The organism is Amycolatopsis sp. NPDC114505, from assembly GCF_055633615.1.
Window position 1 is genome coordinate 1,754,088 of the sequence record NZ_JBVKDV010000001.1, and the last position, 19,851, is coordinate 1,773,938.

Genomic DNA, 19,851 nt, shown 5'->3' on the forward strand with positions numbered 1-19,851 from the left:
ATGACGCTCGACAACGCACTGACCAGACTGAACGACCACTTGCGCGGCGCCTTGCCGCCGGAGATCTTCGAGGTGCTCGAAGCGGACCGCCGCCGCGCCGCCGGGACGAAGTTCGCCGAGGTGGGAGCCGAGATCGAGGACTTCACGCTGCCGGGAGCCGATGGCACACCGGTGAGCTTGGGCGACCTCGTCGCGAACGGGCCCGCGGTGCTCGTGTTCTACCGCGGCCAGTGGTGCCCGTACTGCAACCTGACCTTGCGCACCTACCAGCAGGAACTCCGGCCCGAGCTGGCGAAGCTCGGCGCGACGCTGGCGGCGATCAGCCCGCAGAAGCCGGACGGCCCGCTCCCGGACCTGGAGTTCCCGGTGCTGTCGGACGTCGGCAGCACCGTCGCCCGCGGACTCGGGCTGAGCTACCCGGTGTCCGCGCCGGTGCGCGAGGCCATGGAAACACTGGGCACGGACCTCGAGCAGGTCAACGGCACCTGGGAGCTGGTCCACCCGGCCGTCGTCGTGGTCGATCGGGACCGGGTGCTGAAGTTCGTCGACGTCCACCCGGACTTCGTCACGCGGACCGAGCCGGCGGACATCCTCAAATCGCTTTAGCGCCGCGCTTCACGCCGTAGGTGATCACCGAACCCAGGACCAGGGCGACGCCGAGGGAGAGCAGCATGCTGATCCCGGGTTCGGTGATGATCTGGCCGCCCGCGTAGCCCAGGAAGGCCACGTACGACGTCCAGAGCGTGACGCCGACGGCCGACGCGGTGAAGAACTCCGCCATCGGCCACCGGAGCGAGCCGGCGAGCAGGGCGCCGACCGTCCCGCCCGACGGCAGCCAGCGGGCGGCCACCAGCACCGGCCGGGGGTGGCGCTGCAGGCGTCCGTCGAGCCAGCCGATGCCGGCGGCGAGCTTCTTCCGCCGGCTCAGCCGGTCCAGCGCCGCCCGGCCACCGAACCGGCCGAGGGCGTAGAGCGCCTGGTCGGACACCAGGCACCCGGCACTCGACACGGCGATCACCAGCGCCAGCGACGTCCCGCCCTGTGCCGCCGCGACACCCATGCCGAGGAGCGTCACCTCGGTGGGCAGCAGGGGCACGAGCGAGACGACGAACAGCACCAGCAGTCCCGCCGTCGTCGTGTCCACATCTCCATTAACCGCCTGCCGGGCCCCGATGAGTCCCGATCACCGGGGACTCACAGGAACCCGACAGCCGGCCCACAGGTTCAGCGGTTGGCGCGGTTCACGGCCGAGACGACCGCGCGCAGCGACGCCGTGACGATCGACGCGTCGATCCCGATGCCCCAGAACACCCGGTCCGAGATCGCGCACTCGATGTAGGACGCGGCGCGCGCGTCGTCACCCGGCGAGAGCGTGTGCTCGGAGTAGTCCAGGAGGCGCAGGTCGAAGCCGACGGTCGACAGCGCGTCGAAGAACGCCGCGATCGGGCCGTTGCCGCGGCCGGTGACCTCGTGCTCGTCACCCTCCACCTTGACGGTCGCGGTGATGTCGTATTCACCGTCGCCGTTGTCGGTGACGTGCTGGCGGATCAGCTCCAGCGGCGTCTTCAGCTCCAGGTACTCGGCCGAGAAGGCGTTGTACATCGTCGTCGGGTCGACCTCGCCGCCCTCGGAGTCGGTGTAGCGCTGGATGACCTTCGAGAACTCGATCTGCAGGCGCCGCGGCAGGTCGAGCTGGTGCTCGGCCTTCATGATGTAGGCGACGCCGCCCTTGCCGGACTGCGAGTTCACGCGGATGACGGCCTCGTACGTGCGGCCGACGTCCTTCGGGTCGATCGGCAGGTACGGGACCTCCCACGGGTACTCGTCCAGCGGCACGCCCTGCTTGTCGGCGGCGTCCTTCAGCGCGTCGAGACCCTTGTTGATCGCGTCCTGGTGGCTGCCCGAGAAGGCGGTGAACACCAGGTCGCCGCCCCACGGCGAGCGCTCGGGGACCGGCAGCTGGTTGCAGTACTCGACGGTCCGCTTGATCTCGTCCATGTCGGAGAAGTCGATCTGCGGGTCGATGCCCTGGCTGTAGAGGTTCATGCCCAGTGCGACCAGGTCGACGTTGCCGGTGCGCTCGCCGTTGCCGAACAGGCAGCCTTCGATCCGGTCCGCGCCGGCCTGGTACCCCAGCTCGGCGGCGGCGATGCCGGTGCCGCGGTCGTTGTGCGGGTGCAGCGACAGGATCACCGAGTCGCGGCGCTCCAGGTTGCGGGACATCCACTCGATCGAGTCGGCGTAGACGTTCGGCGTCGCCATCTCGACGGTCGCCGGCAGGTTCAGGATCACCGGCTTCTCCGGCGTCGGCTGCCAGATCTCGGTGACGGCGTTGCAGACCTCGAGCGCGTACGACAGCTCGGTGCCGGTGTAGGACTCCGGCGAGTACTGGAAGCGGAAGTCGGTGTCCGGCTGCTTCGCGGCCAGCTCGACGACCATTTCCGCGGCCTGCGTCGCGATCTTCTTGATGCCCTCGCGCTCCTCGCGGAACACGACGCGGCGCTGCAGGATCGACGTCGAGTTGTAGATGTGGACGATCGCCCGCGGCGCGCCTTCGAGCGACTTGAAGGTCCGCTCGATCAGCTCGGGACGGCACTGGGTCAGCACCTGGATGCTGACGTCGTCCGGGATGGCGTGCTCTTCGATGATCTCGCGGACGAAGTCGAAGTCGGTCTGGCTCGCGGCCGGGAAGCCGACCTCGATCTCCTTGTAGCCCATGCGTACGAGCAGGTCGAAGAACTTCCGCTTGCGCGCGGGCGACATCGGGTCGATCAGCGCCTGGTTGCCGTCCCGCAGGTCGACGGCACACCACAGCGGCGCGCGGTCGATGCGCTTCGTGGGCCAGGTGCGGTCGGGCAGGTCGATGTTCTCGACGAGGTCGTACCAGGGGCGGTAGCGGTGCACCGGCATGGACGTGCCGCGCTGGGTGTTCCAAGCGGGCTGGTCAGCGGGGGCGGGACGCGAAGGCTTGCGAATCTTGCTCATGCGAATTCGGGGTTCTCCAGCTAGACGGGTGCGACCGGCACCACGAAGCCCCGCGACGAGGAGCCGGTCCGGTCAGGCCCCGTCGCGGCAGCGAAGCAGGAGAGTACGCGCCACGCCCCCACCATAACCACGGGACGCGGGGTGAGGAAAGCCGGGCTGTTCTCCCGCCGTGGGTTACCTGTGGGTAGCAATCGGACGGTCGCCGTGCGAAACTGCGGACATGGGTGAGCACGCGGAGTCGTCTTCGGCATCGTCGTCGGAGGAGACGGAGACCCGGGTATCCCGCCGGGCCCCGGTCGACTGGCGCGCGACGGGAGGCCGGGTCGCCTCCATCGTGGCGTCGATCGTCCGCTGGGTGGGGCTGATCTTCGCGGCCCTGCTGGTGATCCACGTGATCTTCACGGTCGGTTCGGCCAACCCGGACAACGGGATCGTCTCGTTCGTGAAGTCCTGGGCGGACAGCCTGGCGCTGGGGTTCAGCGACCTGTTCACGCCGAGTGACGAGAAGCTGCGGGTGCTGGTGAACTACGGCATCGCGGCGATCTTCTGGCTCGTGGTGTCGGGAATCCTGGCGAAGGTGATCCGGCGGGTGGGCGGGGCTTCCTGATTTCGCCTAGCTCTCGGCGAGTTCGTCGAACACCCGATCGCAGATGTACCGGCGCCCGTAGTTCCCGCCGGTGACCTCGCGGAGGAAGCCGGCCTCCTCCAGTTTCTTGATGGCGTTGGCGGCGGTCGGGTACGAGACGCCCAGGTTCGCCTGGACCTGCGGGACGGTCGTCATCGGGTAACCGATGATGTTCACCGCCAATTCATGGACGCTGCCCCGGGCGCCCGCACCCTTCATCGTTTCGATGACTTCCTGGGAAAACGCCATCAGGCTTCGGATGGTCGCCGCGGCCGCCAGAGCTCGCGCTTTCACCGCTTCGGCGAAGAATCGCACCCACGGATCGAAGTCCCCGGTCATGCTCACGGCGAGCAGGTGGTCGATGTAGGCCTCGCGGCGAGGCTCCAGCCACGGGGACAGGTTCAGGACAGGGTGCTTGAGCACTTGTTCTTCGATGAGCTGCAGGGTGATGACCAGCCGGCCGATCCGGCCGTTCCCGTCGCTGAACGGGTGCAGCGTTTCGAACTGGTAGTGACCGAGCGCCACTTTCACCAGTACCGGCATCTCCTGGTCGGCGTTGATCCACTTTTCCCAATCGCTCACGCCGTCGCGGAGCAGGTCGCCGTTGGGCGGCGGAACGAACCTCGATCGTTCGATTCCCCTGCCGCGGTCTCCGATGCAGACGAGTTGCTCGCGGAGCCTGCCCGCGTCGTAGGCGTCGCCACGCGTTCCCGCCACGAGAATCTGCTGGAGCTTCGACACCACCTGCAGGCAGATCGGCAGTCTCTCGATGAGATCGAGGCCGGCGAAAGCCGCTTGAACGTAGTTCTTTACTTCACGCACCTCCGCCGTCGGCTGATGGCTTTCGACGTACTGGGCTTCGAGTACGTCGGCGTAGGGCGCAAAGGTTCCTTCGAGCGCCGAGGTGCTGACGGCTTCCCTGGTCAGGGACGGTCGCACCAGCAGGCCGGGATTGGGCAGCCGGTCGGCCAGGGCGTCCAGCGAGCCCAGGGCCCGGTCGGCCTCGCTGATGAGCTTGTACGTTCCCGGCGAGAGGTCGACTACGCTCGGCAGTGGAGCTGGCACGAAGGCGAAGTGGTTGTACGGCTGTTTGGTCCGGCCGTCGACACCGCTGATCGGCGCCAAGTGGCCGACCGGGGACTCCTTGAACGACTCTACCTGCACTTTTAAAGCTTAGCGCATGAAGCTTTAGTTTCGTCGCTGAGATCTGAGGGGTTCTTGCAATCGCCGGGTTGAAATGCAAGGTTTCGGCCAAAGCCTTGAGATCTCGCGCTGCGCCCGGCCGGTAGCCGCGATCACAAAGCCGGCGTGCCCCACTGGCCGGTGAACGCGAACTCCGCCAGTGGCACCCGCTTCCGCTCCGCCTTCTCCCGTTCCACCCGCCAGTCCTCCTCCAGCACCTCCGCCGCGGCCGGCGACCCCACCGCGATCGCCACGCGAGGGACCGCGTCGTCAGGGAGACCGAAAGACTCGCTGACCTCGGAAGCCGAAAACCCCGCCATCTGGTGGGCGACCAGCCCCAGCTCCACCGCCTGCAGCACGAGGTTCTCCGAAGCCAGCCCCAGGCCGTACTCGGCGTACGGCACCTGCCCCTTCTCGTTCGTCGTCACCATCACGCCGATCAGCAGCAACCCCGCCCGGTGCGCCCACGCTCGGTTGCCCGAGTTCAGCGTCGCCAGGATCGCGTCGAACGACGGGGTGCCGCGGAGACCCACCAGGTAGCGGGCCGGCTGGGTGTTGCCGAACGACGGGGCCCAGCGGGCCGCCTCCAGGAGCGACCGAACCTGGTCCGGAGACACCGCCGAAGACGCGTCCAAGGCTCGCGGGCTCCATCGCTCGGCCAGCACCGACGCGATCGGGACGCTCGTCACAGCCGGTTTCCGCATGATCGCCACCGTACTCACCTAGTGCGCTGCATCACTCGGGAGGAAGGGCTCCGCGTATTTCCTTGGTGTTACGGAAGATTTACTTCCGAGGCCCCCGCACGGAGGGTCCGCCCCACGTCAAGAGGGTGGCGGGCCGCTTGAGCCCCGGTAGGCTCCACTCAAACATGGGACGCGGGGGCTCCTCGGTGCCCACCAGGGAGCAGACCCGGCCCGTCGAGGAGGTTCGGGCGTGGCCCTCGTGGTCCAGAAGTACGGCGGATCGTCGCTGGAAAGTGCCGACCGGATCAAGCGCGTGGCCGAGCGGATCGTCGCCACCAAGAAGGCGGGCAACGACGTCGTCGTGGTCTGCTCGGCGATGGGTGACACCACCGACGAGCTGCTCGACCTGGCGCAGCAGGTCAACCCCGCGCCGCCGGAGCGGGAGATGGACATGCTGCTCACCGCCGGTGAGCGCATCTCGAACTCGCTGGTCGCCATGGCCATCGCGGCCCAGGGCGCGGAAGCGTGGTCGTTCACCGGGTCGCAGGCCGGCGTCGTCACGACGTCCGTGCACGGGAACGCGCGCATCATCGACGTCACGCCGAGCCGCGTCACCGAAGCCCTCGAGCAGGGCTACGTCGCGCTGGTGGCGGGCTTCCAGGGCGTCGCGCAGGACACGAAGGACATCACCACGCTCGGCCGCGGCGGCTCGGACACCACCGCCGTCGCGCTGGCCGCCGCGCTCAACGCCGACGTCTGCGAGATCTACTCCGATGTGGACGGTGTGTACACGGCCGACCCGCGGGTGGTGCCGGACGCGAAGAAGCTCGACACCGTCACCTACGAGGAGATGCTGGAGCTCGCCGCCAGCGGCTCGAAGATCCTGCACCTGCGGTCGGTCGAGTACGCGCGCCGCTACGGCGTCCCGATCCGTGTCCGTTCTTCCTACAGTGACAAGCCGGGCACGACGGTGACCGGTTCTATCGAGGAGATCCCCGTGGAACAAGCCCTGATCACCGGTGTGGCGCACGACCGCTCCGAAGCCAAGATCACGGTCACCGGGGTACCGGACCACGCCGGTGCCGCGGCCCGGATCTTCCGCGTGATCGCCGACGCCGAGATCGACATCGACATGGTGCTGCAGAACGTTTCCAGCACCGTCTCCGGCCGCACCGACATCACGTTCACGCTGTCGAAGGCCAACGGTGCCGCGGGCGTCAAGGAGCTGGAGAAGGTCAAGGCGGAGATCGGCTTCGAGTCGGTGCTCTACGACGACCACGTCGGCAAGGTCTCGCTGGTCGGCGCCGGGATGCGCTCGCACCCGGGTGTCACGGCGACGTTCTGCGAAGCGCTGGCCAACGCCGGCGTCAACATCGAAATCATCAACACCTCGGAAATCCGGATCTCCGTGCTGATCCGCGACGCTCAGCTGGACGACGCCGTGCGCGCGATCCACGACGCGTTCGAGCTCGGCGGCGACGAGGAAGCCGTGGTCTACGCGGGGAGTGGTCGCTGATGGCGGAAGGGTTGCGGGTCGGGGTGGTCGGCGCGACCGGCCAGGTCGGCGCGGTGATGCGCAAGCTGCTGGCGGAGCGGGAGTTCCCGATCGCCGAGCTGAGGTACTTCGCTTCGGCGCGCTCGGCGGGTTCGACGCTGCCGTGGCGCGACGGCGAGATCACGATCGAAGACGCGTCCGTCGCGGATCCGTCCGGTTTGGACATCGCGCTGTTCTCCGCGGGCGGGTCGACGTCGAAGGCGCAGGCGCCGCGGTTCGCCGCGGCCGGCGTCACGGTGATCGACAACTCCTCGGCGTTCCGGATGGACCCGGACGTGCCGCTGGTCGTCAGCGAGGTCAACCCGGCGGCCATCAAGGAGGCGCGCAAGGGGATCATCGCGAACCCCAACTGCACCACCATGGCCGCGATGCCGGTGCTCAAGCCGCTGCACGACGAGGCCGGGCTGGTCCGGCTGGTCGCGTCGACGTACCAGGCGGTGTCCGGCAGCGGGCTGGCCGGCGTCGACGAGCTGGCCGGTCAGGTCAAGGCGGGTGCGGAACACGCGGCGCTGCTGACGCACGACGGCGCGGCGATCGAGTTCCCGGCGCCGAACAAGTACGTGCGCCCGATCGCGTTCAACGTCCTGCCGATGGCCGGGTCCATTGTGGACGACGGCGAGCTCGAGACGGACGAGGAGAAGAAGTTCCGCAACGAGAGCCGGAAGATCCTGAGCATCCCGGGTCTCGGTGTGTCGTGCACGTGCGTGCGCGTGCCGGTGTTCTCGGGGCACTCGATCTCGGTGAACGCGGAGTTCGCGCGGCCGCTGACGGTCGAGCGCGCCACGGAGCTGCTGGCCCACGCGCCGGGCGTCGAGCTGTCGGAGGTCCCGACCCCGCTGCAGGCGGCGGGCAACGACCCGAGCTACGTCGGCCGCATCCGCGCCGACCAGGGCGTCGAGGGCGGCCGCGGCCTGGCGCTGTTCATCGCCAACGACAACCTGCGCAAGGGTGCCGCGCTCAACGCCGTGCAGATCGCGGAGCTGATCGCCCAGCAGTGACCACAGTGGACGACTGAAACTCGCTTGGCGTTTCGCGGTGCCCGGGAGATCCTTGGCACCGCGAAACCATTTCCAGGGGAGGAAACCATGTACACCGCTGTCGAAGGCGCCCGCGTCCCGATCCGGATGTGGGCGGACCCCGCGTCGGTCGAAGACCAGGCCATGCGGCAGCTGCGGAACGTCGCCAACCTGCCGTGGGTGCACGGTCTCGCCGTGATGCCCGACGTGCACTACGGCAAGGGCGCGACCGTCGGCAGCGTCATCGCCATGCGCGACGCCGTTTCGCCGGCCGCGGTCGGGGTGGACATCGGGTGCGGCATGAGCGCCGTCCGGACGTCGCTCAGCGCGAGCGACCTGCCGGACGACCTCGGGAAGCTGCGTCGCCGCATCGAATCGGCCGTGCCGGTCGGGTTCGGGCTGCACAAGTCGCCCGTGAACCCCGCGAAGGTGCACGGCGTCGGCGGCTGGGACACGTTCTGGAAGGGCTTCGGCGAGCTGCACACCGGGGTCCAGGAGCTGCACGACCGGGCCGCGCGCCAGATCGGCAGCCTCGGCGGCGGGAACCACTTCATCGAGGTCTGCCTCGACGAGGCCGACGGCCGGGTCTGGCTGATGCTGCACTCGGGTTCGCGCAACATCGGCAAGGAGCTCGCGGAGCGGCACATGGCCGTCGCGCGCAAGCTGCCGCACAACGCGGACCTGCCGGATCGCGACCTCGCGGTGTTCGTCGCCGGCACGCCGGAAATGGCGGCCTACCGGCGTGACCTGTTCTGGGCGCAGGACTACGCGGCGCGCAACCGCGCCACGATGGTCGCGCTCGTGAAGCTGGCGCTGGCGGAGGTCGTGCCCGGCACGACGTTCGACGACGCCATCTCCTGCCACCACAACTACGTCTCGGAAGAGACGTACGACGGTGTCGAGCTGCTCGTCACCCGCAAGGGCGCGATCCGTGCCGGATCGGGTGACCTCGGGATCATCCCGGGCAGCATGGGGACGGGTTCGTACATCGTCCGCGGCCTCGGGAACGACTCGTCGTTCCAGTCGGCGTCGCACGGTGCCGGCCGCCGGATGTCGCGCACCAAGGCCAAGAAGATGTTCACGGCCGACGACCTCGCGGCGCAGACGGCGGGCGTCGAGTGCCGCAAGGACTCGGGCGTCGTCGACGAGATCCCGGCGGCGTACAAGGACATCGATTCGGTGATCCGGGCCCAGACGGACCTGGTCGAGGTCGTGGCGCACCTCAAGCAGGTGGTCTGCGTCAAGGGCTGAGCGGTACCTTGGCGCCATGACGAGGGGTGGAACGACGGCCGCGCTGCTGGCCGGGATCGCACTGCTGCTGAGCGGGTGCGACCAGGTCAGCAATGCGGTCGACGAGGGGTCGAAGACCGCGGACAAGGTGGGCGCGTGCACCGAAGCGCTCGGGCTGGCGGACCTGAACCCGCTGGTCGACCCGGACAAGCTGAAGGCCCGCGCCGCGGACAAGGAGAAGCGGCTGCGGGAGCTGGCGGGGAACGTCCAGGACCAGGACGTCAAGAACGCGCTGCTCGGCATGGCCGGTTCGTACGTCGAGGTGCAGAAGGAACGCATCGAAGACGCCGGCGTCGTGGCCCAGTGGGTGCAGCGCAACGTCAAGAAGCTCGACGCGCTCCGCCTGGCCTGCGGCGGCTAGCTAGCCCTCGGCCAGCGCCGGGACCGGCTCCGCCGCGGGTTCGGGCGTGCGGCGGTGGAGCAGGCCGGCCGCGGCGATCACCAGGCCACCCAGGCCGGCCGCGGCGAAGCCCCACGCCGGGCTCGAGTGGTCGATCGCGAAGCCGACCACCGGGCTGCCCAGCGCCAGGCCGAGCCGCGTCGACGCGTCCTGCAGCCCCATCGCCTCGCCGCGGACCTGCGGCGGGGCGATCCGGCTGACCGTCTCGGTGGTCGCCGCGAGCGTCGGCGCGCAGACCAGGTTCGTCGGGATCAGCACCAGCATCAGCAGCCACCACGGCTGGTCCGCGAGCCCGACCGGCACCACCAGCAGCGCGAGCAGCAGCATCAGAACGCCCTGCGGCAGCGACTTCTTGACCGCGCCGTGCACGATGCCGCCGATGATCGACGCCGCGCACATCACCGCGATCACCAGCCCGGTCACGCCGATGTCGCCGTTCGCGCGCAGGGCCGCCAGCGTCGCCAGCTCGGTGCCGACGAGCACGAACAGCGCGCCGGCGGCGATCAGCAGCGTCGCCACGAGCCGGCCGGTGAGCCAGCTCCGCAGCGGCGGCCGGGTGGTGGACGCGCCGGGCTCCATGCTTTCGCGGATGGGCGGGTTGACCAGCCAGATCAGGAAGGCCGTGCCGCCGAAGAGCACGCCGAGCGCGGTGAGCGTGAAGGTCGGGGAGAGCGTCGTGATCGCCGCGATGCCCATCGCGGGGCCGATCATGAACGTCGCCTCGATTGAGATCGTGTCGAGCGAGTACGCCGCGCGGCGCTCCTCGGCCGGGACGAGCGTGGCCAGTACCTGCCGCGCGAGCGAGCCCGCCGGCACCGAGAGCATCCCGGCCGGGATCGCGACGGCGGCGAGCACCTCGAACGGCAGGTGCGGCGAGGCGATCCAGAACACCGTCGTGCCGATCCCGCAGACGGCGACGATCGGACGCAGGCCGTAGCGGTCGAAGCAGCGTCCCAGCAGCGGCGCGCCGAGCGCCATGCCGAGGGTGACGCCGGCGCCGACCAGCCCGGCGGCGCCGTAGCCGCGGCCGAGTCCGGTGACGATGTACAGCGTCATCAGGACGCCGTTCATGGTCATCGGCAGCCGCGCCAGGAACATCAGGGCCATCGTCGAGGGGACGCGGGGGACGGAGAGCACCCGGCGGTAGGGCTGCAGAGGCACGCCCTCGATGAGAACCCAAGGTGGTACGCGCGTGCAACTTATTTCCCGTCACTCAGGGGTTGGCGACGGAAGATTTTGAGAGCTACTATCATTTGGTAGTGACTACCAAATGGGGGTTCCTGTGACTCAGCTCTATCCACGCAGGTGGTGGGCGCTCGGCGCGCTCGCGGTGAGCCTGCTGACCGTCGGACTCGACCTGACCGTGTTGAACGTCGCCGTGCCGACGCTCGCCGTCGACCTCGGCGCCACGACCACGCAGCTGCAGTGGTTCGGCAACGCCTACACGCTGGCGCTGGCCGCGCTGCTGCTGCCGGCCGGCCTGCTGGGCGACCGGTTCGGCCCGAAGAAGCTGCTGCTCGGCGCGCTCGCGCTGTTCGGGCTGGCCTCGCTGGGGTGCGCGTACGCCGATTCGCCCGGCCAGCTGATCGCGGCCCGCGTCGTGCTCGGCGTCGGCGCCGCGTTCCTCATCCCGCTCTCGCTTTCGCTGCTGAACATCCTGTTCCCGCCGGAGGAGCGGGCGAAGGCGCTGACGACGTGGGTGATGGCGACGTTCGTCGGCATCCCGCTCGGCCCGCTGCTCGGCGGCTGGCTGCTCGACCACTTCGCGTGGGGCTCGGTGTTCCTGATCAACGTCCCGCTGACCATCGTCGGCCTGGTCGCGGTGCTGTTCCTGGTGCCGCTGACGCCCGGGTCGGGCCGGGGCGCGATCGACTTCACGGGCATCGCGCTCTCGGCGGCCGGGCTGGTCGCGCTGACGTACGGCTTCGTCTTCGCCGGCGAGCACGGCTGGGCCGACCCGGCGACGTACGGCCTGCTCGCCCTCGGCGTGGCGGTGCTCGCGGTGTTCTGCCGGCTGCAGACGCGGACCGCCACGCCATTGGCCGACCTCGGGCTGTTGCGCGAGCCGCGGTTCGTCTGGGGTGCGGTGCTCGCGACGATGGCGTCGTTCGCGCTCATGGGCCTGCTGTTCGTGCTGCCGCAGCTGTTCCAGGCGGTGCAGGGGGCCGACGCGCTGGAGACCGGCGTGCGGCTGCTGCCGCTGATCGGCGGGATGCTGGTGTCGTCGAAGATCGCCGAGAAGCTGGTCGCCGCGGTGGGGGTGCGGGTGGTCGTGATCGCCGGGTTCGCGCTGCTCGCGGCCGGGCTGGCCTGGGGTTCGACGACGTCGCCGTCGGACGGCTACGGCTTCACGGTCGGCTGGGAGCTCGTGATCGGCTTCGGCACGGGGTGCACGCTGACGCCGTTGATGACGATGGCGATGGGCGCGCTCACCGAGGGGCGTTCAGGCGCCGGCTCGGCCCTGATCCAGGTGCTGCGCCAGGTCGGCGGCACGATCGGCGTCGCGGTGCTGGGCACGGTGCTCAACAGCGTTTACCGGGCCGGCGTCGCCGTGGACGGCCTGCCCGCGCCGGTTGCCGACGCGGTGCGCGGCAGCGCGTCGGGCGCGGTCGCCGTCGCGGCGAAACTCCACCTGCCCGCGCTCGCCGACTCCGCGCGGGTCGCGTTCACCGACGGGATGGCGGCGACGCTGTGGGTCTGCGCCGGGCTCGCCCTGGCCGGTTCGCTGCTCGCGGTGCTGTTCCTGCCCAGGCGGACGGACGTCGGGACCCAGCGGCGAGAATCGGAGCATGACGTCGTCGCGATCTGAGCCCATGGGGCTGCGGGAACGGAAGAAGGCCAAGACGCGGGCCGCGATCCAGCGGCACGCGTTGCGGCTGTTCCGGGAGCAGGGCTACGCCGCGACGACGGTCGACCAGATCGCCGCGGCGGCGGAGATCTCGCCCAGCACCTTCTTCAGGTACTTCGCGACGAAGGAGGCGACGGCTCTTTACGACCCCATCGACCCGGTGTTCATCGAAGCGGCGATCGGCCAGCCGGCCGAGCTCGGCCTGATCGCGGCGATGCGGGGAGCCGTGCGCACCGTCCTCGAGCAGCTGTCCGAGGAGGAGATGGCGGACGTCCGCGAGCGCCAGCTGCTGGTGTTCCGCGAGCCCGAGCTGCGCGGCGCGATCATGGACCAGTTCGCCGAGGGCATCGACCTGATAGCGGGAGTGGCGGCCCAACGCACGGGCCGCACCCCGGACGACTTCGAGGCCCGCAACTGGGCGGGCGCGGTGGTGGGGGTCCTGCTGTCGGTGTTCGTCCAGGCGGCGAGCGACCCGGGGGCCGATTATCTGGTGGACCTCGACAAGGCGCTGGTCCACTTGGAGGCGGGCCTGCCGGTCTGACGCCTGGCTCGGCTCGCGGCGGCTCGGCTCGGGTGCGCCGGCCCGACTGGGGTTCGTGGCCGGCTCGGTTGCCTGCGAGTGCCGCTCCCGCCGCGGCTCGCGGGGTGCGTTGGCCTGCCTGGGCTCGCGAGTGCCGCCTCGCCGGGTGTGCTGGCCCGCCCTGGGCTCGTGAGCGCCGCCCCGCCGCGGCTCGCCGGGTGTGCTGGGCTCGCGAGTGTCGCCCTCCCTGCGGCTCACCTCGCCTGGGAACTACGGCCGGCCGCCTGGGCTCGCGAGCGCCGCCCTGCCGCGGCTGACCGTCGGCGACCGACCCACCGCCCGTGGTGCCGTGGTCGGCGCGCCGAAGCCGCGATCCCGCACCACCACGATCGGTCGGCCGGCCAGCCCGCCCGGTGCGCCGGGAAAGCGGTCTCTCCCCTCCACCCACCGCCCGTTTTAGGAATAGATTTCGCATTCCGCCCCCGACCAGGGGAGAACCTTGTGGGTGGCGAAACCGGCATCGGAGACGCCCCGACTGGAGCAGTCCCGACACGCGGTCCGACGGAGTGATGAAGCTAAAAGATCACCGTTTACGCCCGCGTGAGTGACCGAACCGCTCTACAGTGGACGTTCGCTACCAGCAGTAACGGAGAGAATCGATCAGGATGATCTTCGGGGGGATGGGCAAGGTTTCGACGTTAATCAATTGCGGTCGAGTTCGCCGCTCCCGCATTCGGCACGTAAGGGTTAGAAAACGTCTCTAACCGGTGATCGGGTGGCTTATCTCCGATACGGCGAGTATCGCTTTAACCCGTCAGGTCTCCCGAGGCCAGGAGGTAGGAAATGAAAGGCAAGTTCGGGCGGTCCATCGCCCTCGTAGCCGCGAGCAGTCTGCTGGCGGTCGGAATGGCGGGGATCGCCTCGGCGAGCCCGGAGGGGGGCAAGGGTTCCTCCAGCACCCAGGCCCTCGCCGCACAGGTGCTCCAGATGCGTGACGACCTGACCAAGGTGGCTTACGCGGGCAACGTCGGTGCCACGCGGGCCGACCTGGGACAGATGAGCCCGGTCCTCGCGGACATCGCCGCCGGTAAGCGCTACACCGTCCAGACCGACACCGAGCAGCTCGCCGGCCTCGCGAAGGGGCGCGCGGACGAGTCCAACCGGCTCCTGACCGACCCGACGGCCAAGGCCCGCCAGCTGCCGCCGTTGCCGCTGCCGATCCCGTCGCTGCCGGACCTGCCCGGTCCGCTGAAGATCGTCAGCGACCTGGTCAAGGCCCTGCTGGGTGCCGTCACCGGCATCCTCGGCGGTCTGCTCGGCGGCCTCCCGGTGCCGCCGCTGCCGGTGCCGCCGCTGCCCGCACCGGCGGGCTGAGCCGGAACCACTGAAAACAGGGGGGCCCGGAGCCCGGCCGCGGACATTTCTCCGCGCCGGGCTCCGGGTTCGTTCCGGCCGGGGAGCTCAGTCCCGTTTGGACAGACCCTGCCGCAGCGCGCCCGCCATCTCGGCCAGCGCCTCGCGGAACCGGGTGCCCACGCCCGTGAAGTTGATGAACCCGTGGATCAGGTCGTCGTGCCGGCGCAACGCCACCTCGACGCCCGCCTCACGCAGCTTCTCCGCGTACGCCTCGCCCTCGTCGCGCAGCGGGTCGAAGCCCGCCGTGACGACCAGGGCCGGCGGCAGGCCGCTCAGGTCGTCCGCGCGCAGCGGGGAGAGCCGCGGGTCGGTCAGGTCCGCGCCCTCCGGCACGTAGTGGCTCTCGAACCACTTCATGTGCACGTCGGTCAGGAACAGGTTCTCGGCGAACAGGTCCTGCGAGCGGTAGCGCCGCGCGAAGTCCGTCGCCGGGTAGATCAGCAGCTGGAACGCCGGCACCGGGCCACCACGGCGCACGGCCTGCTGGGCCGTCACGGCGGCGAGGTTGCCGCCCGCGCTGTCGCCGCCGACGGCGATCCGCGCGGGGTCGGCGCCGAGGTCGCCCGCCTTCGCCACCGCGTACTCGAACGCCGCCAGCGCGTCCTCGGCGGCCGCCGGGAACGGGAACTCCGGCGCGAGCCGGTATTCGATCGACAGCACCCGCACCCCGGCGTGCTTGGCCAGGAACCGGACGGCGTTGTCGTGGCTCGCGCGCGTCCCGATCACCCAGCCGCCGCCGTGGAAGAACACCAGCAGCGGGGACTTCTCCGGCAGCCCGACCGGCGTGTAGAGCGTCGCGGGCAGATCGCCGTCCGGCGTCGGCACCGCGATCTCCCGCACCGAGACCGGCTCGATCGGCTTGCCGCTGACCAGGTGCCGTCCGACGTCGAGCAGGGCGCGCGACCGCTCCACCGAGCCCTGCACCAGTTCGGCGCCCGCGAGCTTCTGCAGCCGGAGCAGCAGCTGGGCGTCGAGGGCGAGGTCCTGGCCGTCGAGGCGCACCGGGCGGCCCGCGAACGCCCGCCGCAGCGGCCTGGGCAGCCAGAACGCGAGCTGGGACGCCGCGGCCTGGACGCGGACCGGGAGCGGGATCGCCATCTTTGCCTCCTGAGCGTCGGTGCCGTCCGGGATGTTACTCGTCAGTAGGTAGCAGGTCCAGCTGTGACGCGGCCCTCGGTCCCAAAGTCTGGATATCCACTTAAGTGGAGGGGTTAGCCTGGAAAGCGTGACTTCAGCCAGGACAGTCAACGTGCTCGGGATCGGCGGCTCGCTGCGTGAGGGCTCCCAGTCCGAACGCGCCCTGCAGATCGCGCTCTCCGGCGCGGCCGAAGTCGGGGTCCGGATCCGGATGCTCTCCGGTCCGGAGCTGATCCTGCCGTTCTACGACGCCGGCGTGCCGGACCGCGACGAACGCGCCAAGACACTCATCGAAGCCGTGCGCCAGGCGGACGGGCTCATCGTCGTGTCGCCGGGCTACCACGGCGCGCTGTCCGGCCTGGTCAAGAACGCCCTGGACTACGTCGAGGACCTGCGCGACGACCAGCGTCCCTACCTCGACGGCCGCGCGGTCGGCCTGGCCGCCGTCGCGTACGGCTGGCAGGCCGCGGTGACGACGCTCGAGCAGCTGCGCACGATCACGCACGCGCTGCGCGGCTGGGCCACCCCGCTGGGTGGTTCGATCAACTCGGCCGAAACCAAGTTCGACGAGGGTGGCGGCGCGTCGGACGAGAAGAGCGTCCGGACCCTCCGCCTGATCGGCCGCCAGGTCGCGGAGTTCGCGGTGACGCGCGCCGCATGACGTTTCGCCCGGAGGCCGCCGGGTAATCGATCGACGTGATGCCTGCCATGTGGGGGCACTGTTCCGCGGGTGCGGGATGTTGTGTCCGGTGAGACGCTCACTGTGGAGCGTCCGCGACAGAAGGCAGGCTGAGCATGGGTCAGGCGATCTACACCGCGGTGGCGACGGCGCGCGGCGACGGCCGCAACGGCGAAGTGACCTCGTCGGACGGCGTCATCGACGAGTCCCTGGCCATCCCGAAGGAGATGGGCGGCCCTGGCGGGGACAAGACCAACCCCGAGCAGCTCTTCGCCGCCGGCTATTCGGCCTGCTTCCACAGCGCCCTGCAGCTGGTGGCCCGCCAGGCGAAGGTTTCGCTGGGCGACTCCACGGTGACCGCCGAGGTCAGCGTGCTCAAGCAGGACGTCGGCTTCGGGCTCGGCGTCGCGCTGAACGTCTCGCTGCCGGGCCTCGAGCAGGCCCAGGCCGACCAGCTGGTCGAGCAGGCCCACCAGGTCTGCCCCTACTCCAACGCGACCCGCGGCAACATCGAGGTGGCTCTCTCGGCCACCGTCTGACCCCTTTTCCAGCATGAAGGAAGGAACACCAGAGATGAGCAAGTCTCCGATCAAGAGCCACCTTTCCGAGGCCGACAAGGAGATCACCGGCAACGCCCTGCAGGCGACGCTGGTGGACCTGGTCGACCTTTCCCTCATCGCCAAGCAGGCGCACTGGAACGTCGTCGGCTCGAACTTCCGCAGCGCACACCTGCAGCTCGACGAGCTCGTCGCCACCGCGCGGCAGTACGTCGACGAGGTCGCCGAGCGCGCCAACGCCATCGGCGTCTCGCCGAACGGCAAGGCGAAGACCGTCGTCGAGAGTTCGGGCGTGCCCGAGTACCCCGACAACTGGCAGTCCGTGGAGTCCACGGTCGCCGCGATCGTCGACATCCTCGCCGCGCTCATCGAGCGGCTGCGCGCCCGCATCGACGAGACCGACAAGAGCGACCTCGTGACGCAGGACCTGCTGATCGAGATCACCCGCGCGCTCGAAGAGGCGCACTGGATGTGGCAGGCCCAGCAGGCTTGATTTTTCGCGCGAAAGGGGTCGTTCCGGACGGGACGGCCCCTTTCGCGTTGCCGGGCTCAGTACGTTCGGTGGCATGGTCTTGCATCAGGGGACAGCCGACAGCCCGGACCGCGCCGGCGGGACGAACCCGCTCTACGCCGGGGTGAACCCGGCGCTGGCGGCGAGGTTCGTCATGCCGCACGACAAGCTGCGCGACGACCCGCTCCCGCCGGACACGGCGCTCCAGCTCGTGCGCGACGAGCTGATGCTCGACGGCAACGCGCGGCTCAACCTCGCCACGTTCGTCACGACGTGGATGGAGCCGCAGGCGCGGGAGCTGATGGCCGAGTGCGTCGACAAGAACATGATCGACAAGGACGAGTACCCGCAGACGGCCGAGCTCGAGCGGCGCTGCGTGAACATCCTCGCCGACCTGTGGCACGCGCCCGATCCCACGGACATCATGGGCTGTTCGACGACCGGTTCGTCCGAAGCCTGCATGCTCGCCGGAATGGCGTTGAAGCGCCGCTGGTCCAAGCTCGGGCGCACCGGGAAGCCGAACCTGGTGATGGGCGTCAACGTCCAGGTCTGCTGGGAGAAGTTCTGCGAGTACTGGGAGGTCGAGCCGCGGCTCGTGCCGATGGACGGCGACCGGTACCACCTCTCGCCCGAAGAGGCTGTCGCCCGCTGTGACGAGAACACGATCGGCGTGGTCGCGATCCTGGGCTCGACGTTCGACGGCAGCTACGAGCCGGTCGCGGAGATCGCCGCGGCGCTGGACGCCCTCCAGGAGCGCACCGGCTGGGACATCCCGGTGCACGTCGACGGCGCGTCGGGCGCGATGATCGCGCCGTTCCTCGACCCGGACCTGGTGTGGGACTTCCGGCTGCCGCGCGTGGCGTCGATCAACACGTCGGGCCACAAGTACGGGCTGGTGTACCCGGGCGTCGGCTGGGTGGTCTGGCGCGACCAGGCCGCGCTGCCCTCGGAGCTGGTGTTCAACGTGAACTACCTGGGCGGCGACATGCCGACGTTCGCGCTCAACTTCTCGCGGCCGGGTGCCGAGGTCGCGGCGCAGTACTACACGTTCGTGCGGCTCGGCCGGGAAGGATTCCGCGCGGTGCAGCAGGCTTCGCGTGACGTCGCGCAGCACCTGTCGTCCGGGATCGAGGCGCTGGGGCCCTTCTCGTTGTTGACCCGCGGGGACCAGTTGCCGGTGTTCGCGTTCACGACGCGTCCCGAGGCGGGGTTCGACGTGTTCGACGTGTCCCGCCGCCTGCGCGAGCGCGGCTGGCTGGTGCCGGCGTACACGTTCCCGGAGAACCGGACGGACCTGGCGGTGCTGCGCATCGTGGTCCGCAACGGCTTCACGCACGACCTCGCGGACCTGCTACTGGCCGACCTGAAGCGCGCGCTGCCGGAGCTGGAGAAGGAGGGCGGCCGCCCGAAGGACCCCTCGAAGGCGACCGCCTTCCACCACTGAGCGTCAAAGAATTTTTGTCAAAATTGTTCTAACGTGTAGTCCAAACACGTTCGAGGGCATTAAAGTGGACGCTGAGTCAACTGTGTGTTGTGCACCACTGAGCGAAACATCGAGCCGCGTACCTGCGATTACCTGTCAGGTACTCTGCTCGAATTCCTGAAGCCGGTACAAGATCCGAAGCCGGCTTCGTCGTCTCTTGTGGGTCGGAGTTGAACTGTGTCGCTCGAACCAAGTACGGCCACCGTCATCGCCGTGGATGGTCCCGCGGCGGCGGGTAAGACGACCACCAGTCTTCGCTTGGCTGAGCGCTTCGGATTCAGCTATCTGGAAAGCGGCCGCGCCTACCGTGTGTTGGCCTATGAAGCCCTCCGTAGCGACATCAAACCCGACGATCCGTCGGCCATGATCGAACTCTGTGCCTGGATGATCCGCAACAACATCTCCGCGTTGCTCGGGCTGGACCGCTACGACACCGGCGAGCTGCGTTCGGCCGAGGTGGGGCGGGCGGTCAGCCTGGTGGCGAAGATTTCCGAGCTGCGGCTGCGAGTGACGAACTGCCTGCGAGCCTGGGCGAAGGGAAACTCACGCAGCATCGTGGAGGGTCGTGACATCGGCACGGTCGTATTTCCGGCCGCACCGTTGAAGTTCTATCTGACTGCCGAGCCCGAGACGCGCGCGGCTCGCCGGGTGGCCCAGGAGAATTCCGTTTCGTACAAACAAGTTCTCGACGACGTCCTGCGCCGGGATCACGCCGACATGACGCGGTCGGCCTCCCCGCTCAAACCCGCATCGGATGCGATAGTCATCGACACCACCGATCTGACGGTCGACGAGGTGCTCGATCGGATGTCGGAACACTGTCGAGCGGCGGGCCTGGCCGAGGTCTGAATCCTCCTCGCCACGAAGGTGGCCCTACCGCGGCGCGCTGATCCGGCGCTATCTTGGCCGTAATCGGAACAGGCGCCAGGTGATCCGAAGGAGGTCGGCAGCAGCGGACGTTCCA

20 protein-coding genes are annotated in these 19,851 nt (G+C 69.4%); 14 read left to right on the top strand and 6 right to left on the bottom strand.

The features are described 5' to 3' along the window. The gene (locus ACZ7OU_RS08835) at window positions 1-606 is read left to right on the top strand and encodes a peroxiredoxin-like family protein (protein ID WP_470254685.1); all 606 of its coding nucleotides are present in this window, start codon (window positions 1-3) and stop codon (window positions 604-606) included. Here ACZ7OU_RS08835 and ACZ7OU_RS08840 read toward each other — a convergent pair. After that, window positions 593-1,144: a DedA family protein gene (locus ACZ7OU_RS08840; RefSeq protein WP_470240604.1), complete on the bottom strand. Its 552-nt coding sequence runs from the start codon at window positions 1,142-1,144 to the stop codon at window positions 593-595. The genes ACZ7OU_RS08835 and ACZ7OU_RS08840 overlap by 14 nt on opposite strands. Before the next feature lie 80 nt (window positions 1,145-1,224). Then, a complete protein-coding gene (gene leuA, locus ACZ7OU_RS08845; protein ID WP_470254686.1) occupies window positions 1,225-2,985 on the bottom strand; it encodes a 2-isopropylmalate synthase in 1,761 nt (586 codons plus the stop codon). A gap of 220 nt (window positions 2,986-3,205) precedes the next feature. Between leuA and ACZ7OU_RS08850 the strand changes: the two genes are divergently transcribed. Then, window positions 3,206-3,592 carry a hypothetical protein gene (locus ACZ7OU_RS08850; protein ID WP_470240606.1) on the top strand — a complete coding sequence of 129 codons (387 nt, stop codon included), beginning with the start codon at window positions 3,206-3,208 and terminating at the stop codon, window positions 3,590-3,592. A gap of 6 nt (window positions 3,593-3,598) precedes the next feature. Here the strand turns inward: ACZ7OU_RS08850 and ACZ7OU_RS08855 are convergent, their stop codons facing one another. Next, complete coding sequence (locus tag ACZ7OU_RS08855) at window positions 3,599-4,774, bottom strand: Fic family protein (RefSeq protein ID WP_470254687.1); 1,176 nt, start codon at window positions 4,772-4,774, stop codon at window positions 3,599-3,601. Window positions 4,775-4,905: 131 nt separating this feature from the next. Beyond that, window positions 4,906-5,496 carry a nitroreductase family protein gene (locus ACZ7OU_RS08860; RefSeq protein WP_470254688.1) on the bottom strand — a complete coding sequence of 197 codons (591 nt, stop codon included), beginning with the start codon at window positions 5,494-5,496 and terminating at the stop codon, window positions 4,906-4,908. A 229-nt stretch (window positions 5,497-5,725) separates the two neighbouring features. On the opposite strand from ACZ7OU_RS08860, the gene ACZ7OU_RS08865 reads away from it, so the two are divergent. From ACZ7OU_RS08865 to ACZ7OU_RS08880, 4 genes are all read left to right on the top strand, one after another. Further along, window positions 5,726-6,991 (top strand): aspartate kinase, encoded by a 1,266-nt coding sequence (locus ACZ7OU_RS08865; protein WP_155547864.1) that lies wholly within the window; start codon window positions 5,726-5,728, stop codon window positions 6,989-6,991. Continuing rightward, on the top strand, window positions 6,991-8,028 hold the full coding sequence (locus tag ACZ7OU_RS08870) for an aspartate-semialdehyde dehydrogenase (protein WP_470254689.1): 1,038 nt from the start codon (window positions 6,991-6,993) through the stop codon (window positions 8,026-8,028). The genes ACZ7OU_RS08865 and ACZ7OU_RS08870 overlap by 1 nt, the downstream gene beginning before the upstream one ends. 87 nt (window positions 8,029-8,115) lie before the next feature. Beyond that, window positions 8,116-9,297: an RtcB family protein gene (locus tag ACZ7OU_RS08875; protein ID WP_470254690.1), complete on the top strand. Its 1,182-nt coding sequence runs from the start codon at window positions 8,116-8,118 to the stop codon at window positions 9,295-9,297. A 16-nt stretch (window positions 9,298-9,313) separates the two neighbouring features. After that, window positions 9,314-9,697: a hypothetical protein gene (locus ACZ7OU_RS08880; RefSeq protein ID WP_470254691.1), complete on the top strand. Its 384-nt coding sequence runs from the start codon at window positions 9,314-9,316 to the stop codon at window positions 9,695-9,697. On the opposite strand, the gene ACZ7OU_RS08885 is transcribed toward ACZ7OU_RS08880, so the two are convergent. Next, a complete protein-coding gene (locus tag ACZ7OU_RS08885; RefSeq protein WP_470255896.1) occupies window positions 9,698-10,834 on the bottom strand; it encodes an MFS transporter in 1,137 nt (378 codons plus the stop codon). A gap of 184 nt (window positions 10,835-11,018) precedes the next feature. Between ACZ7OU_RS08885 and ACZ7OU_RS08890 the strand changes: the two genes are divergently transcribed. From ACZ7OU_RS08890 to ACZ7OU_RS08900, 3 genes are all read left to right on the top strand, one after another. Next, window positions 11,019-12,545 (top strand): DHA2 family efflux MFS transporter permease subunit, encoded by a 1,527-nt coding sequence (locus ACZ7OU_RS08890; protein WP_470254692.1) that lies wholly within the window; start codon window positions 11,019-11,021, stop codon window positions 12,543-12,545. Continuing rightward, window positions 12,526-13,125 carry an acyl-CoA-like ligand-binding transcription factor gene (locus tag ACZ7OU_RS08895; RefSeq protein WP_470240613.1) on the top strand — a complete coding sequence of 200 codons (600 nt, stop codon included), beginning with the start codon at window positions 12,526-12,528 and terminating at the stop codon, window positions 13,123-13,125. Before ACZ7OU_RS08890 ends, ACZ7OU_RS08895 begins: the two co-directional genes overlap by 20 nt. A gap of 822 nt (window positions 13,126-13,947) precedes the next feature. After that, window positions 13,948-14,478, top strand: a complete 531-nt coding sequence (locus ACZ7OU_RS08900) for a hypothetical protein (protein ID WP_470240614.1) — start codon at window positions 13,948-13,950, stop codon at window positions 14,476-14,478. Between the two features lie 87 nt (window positions 14,479-14,565). Here ACZ7OU_RS08900 and ACZ7OU_RS08905 read toward each other — a convergent pair whose 3' ends face one another. Next, complete coding sequence (locus ACZ7OU_RS08905) at window positions 14,566-15,618, bottom strand: alpha/beta hydrolase (protein WP_470254693.1); 1,053 nt, start codon at window positions 15,616-15,618, stop codon at window positions 14,566-14,568. Between the two features lie 127 nt (window positions 15,619-15,745). On the opposite strand from ACZ7OU_RS08905, the gene ACZ7OU_RS08910 reads away from it, so the two are divergent. From ACZ7OU_RS08910 to cmk, 5 genes are all read left to right on the top strand, one after another. Continuing rightward, window positions 15,746-16,318, top strand: coding sequence for an NADPH-dependent FMN reductase (locus ACZ7OU_RS08910; RefSeq protein ID WP_470240616.1), 573 nt, complete (start codon window positions 15,746-15,748; stop codon window positions 16,316-16,318). A 134-nt stretch (window positions 16,319-16,452) separates the two neighbouring features. Beyond that, window positions 16,453-16,875 carry an organic hydroperoxide resistance protein gene (locus ACZ7OU_RS08915; RefSeq protein ID WP_257917998.1) on the top strand — a complete coding sequence of 141 codons (423 nt, stop codon included), beginning with the start codon at window positions 16,453-16,455 and terminating at the stop codon, window positions 16,873-16,875. Between the two features lie 34 nt (window positions 16,876-16,909). Further along, window positions 16,910-17,386, top strand: a complete 477-nt coding sequence (locus ACZ7OU_RS08920; RefSeq protein ID WP_470254694.1) for a Dps family protein — start codon at window positions 16,910-16,912, stop codon at window positions 17,384-17,386. A 73-nt stretch (window positions 17,387-17,459) separates the two neighbouring features. Then, window positions 17,460-18,848: a glutamate decarboxylase gene (locus ACZ7OU_RS08925; RefSeq protein WP_470254695.1), complete on the top strand. Its 1,389-nt coding sequence runs from the start codon at window positions 17,460-17,462 to the stop codon at window positions 18,846-18,848. A gap of 216 nt (window positions 18,849-19,064) precedes the next feature. After that, entirely contained in the window at window positions 19,065-19,736 is a 672-nt protein-coding gene (gene cmk / locus ACZ7OU_RS08930) for a (d)CMP kinase (protein ID WP_470254696.1), read from the top strand. Window positions 19,737-19,851: the final 115 nt, after the last annotated feature.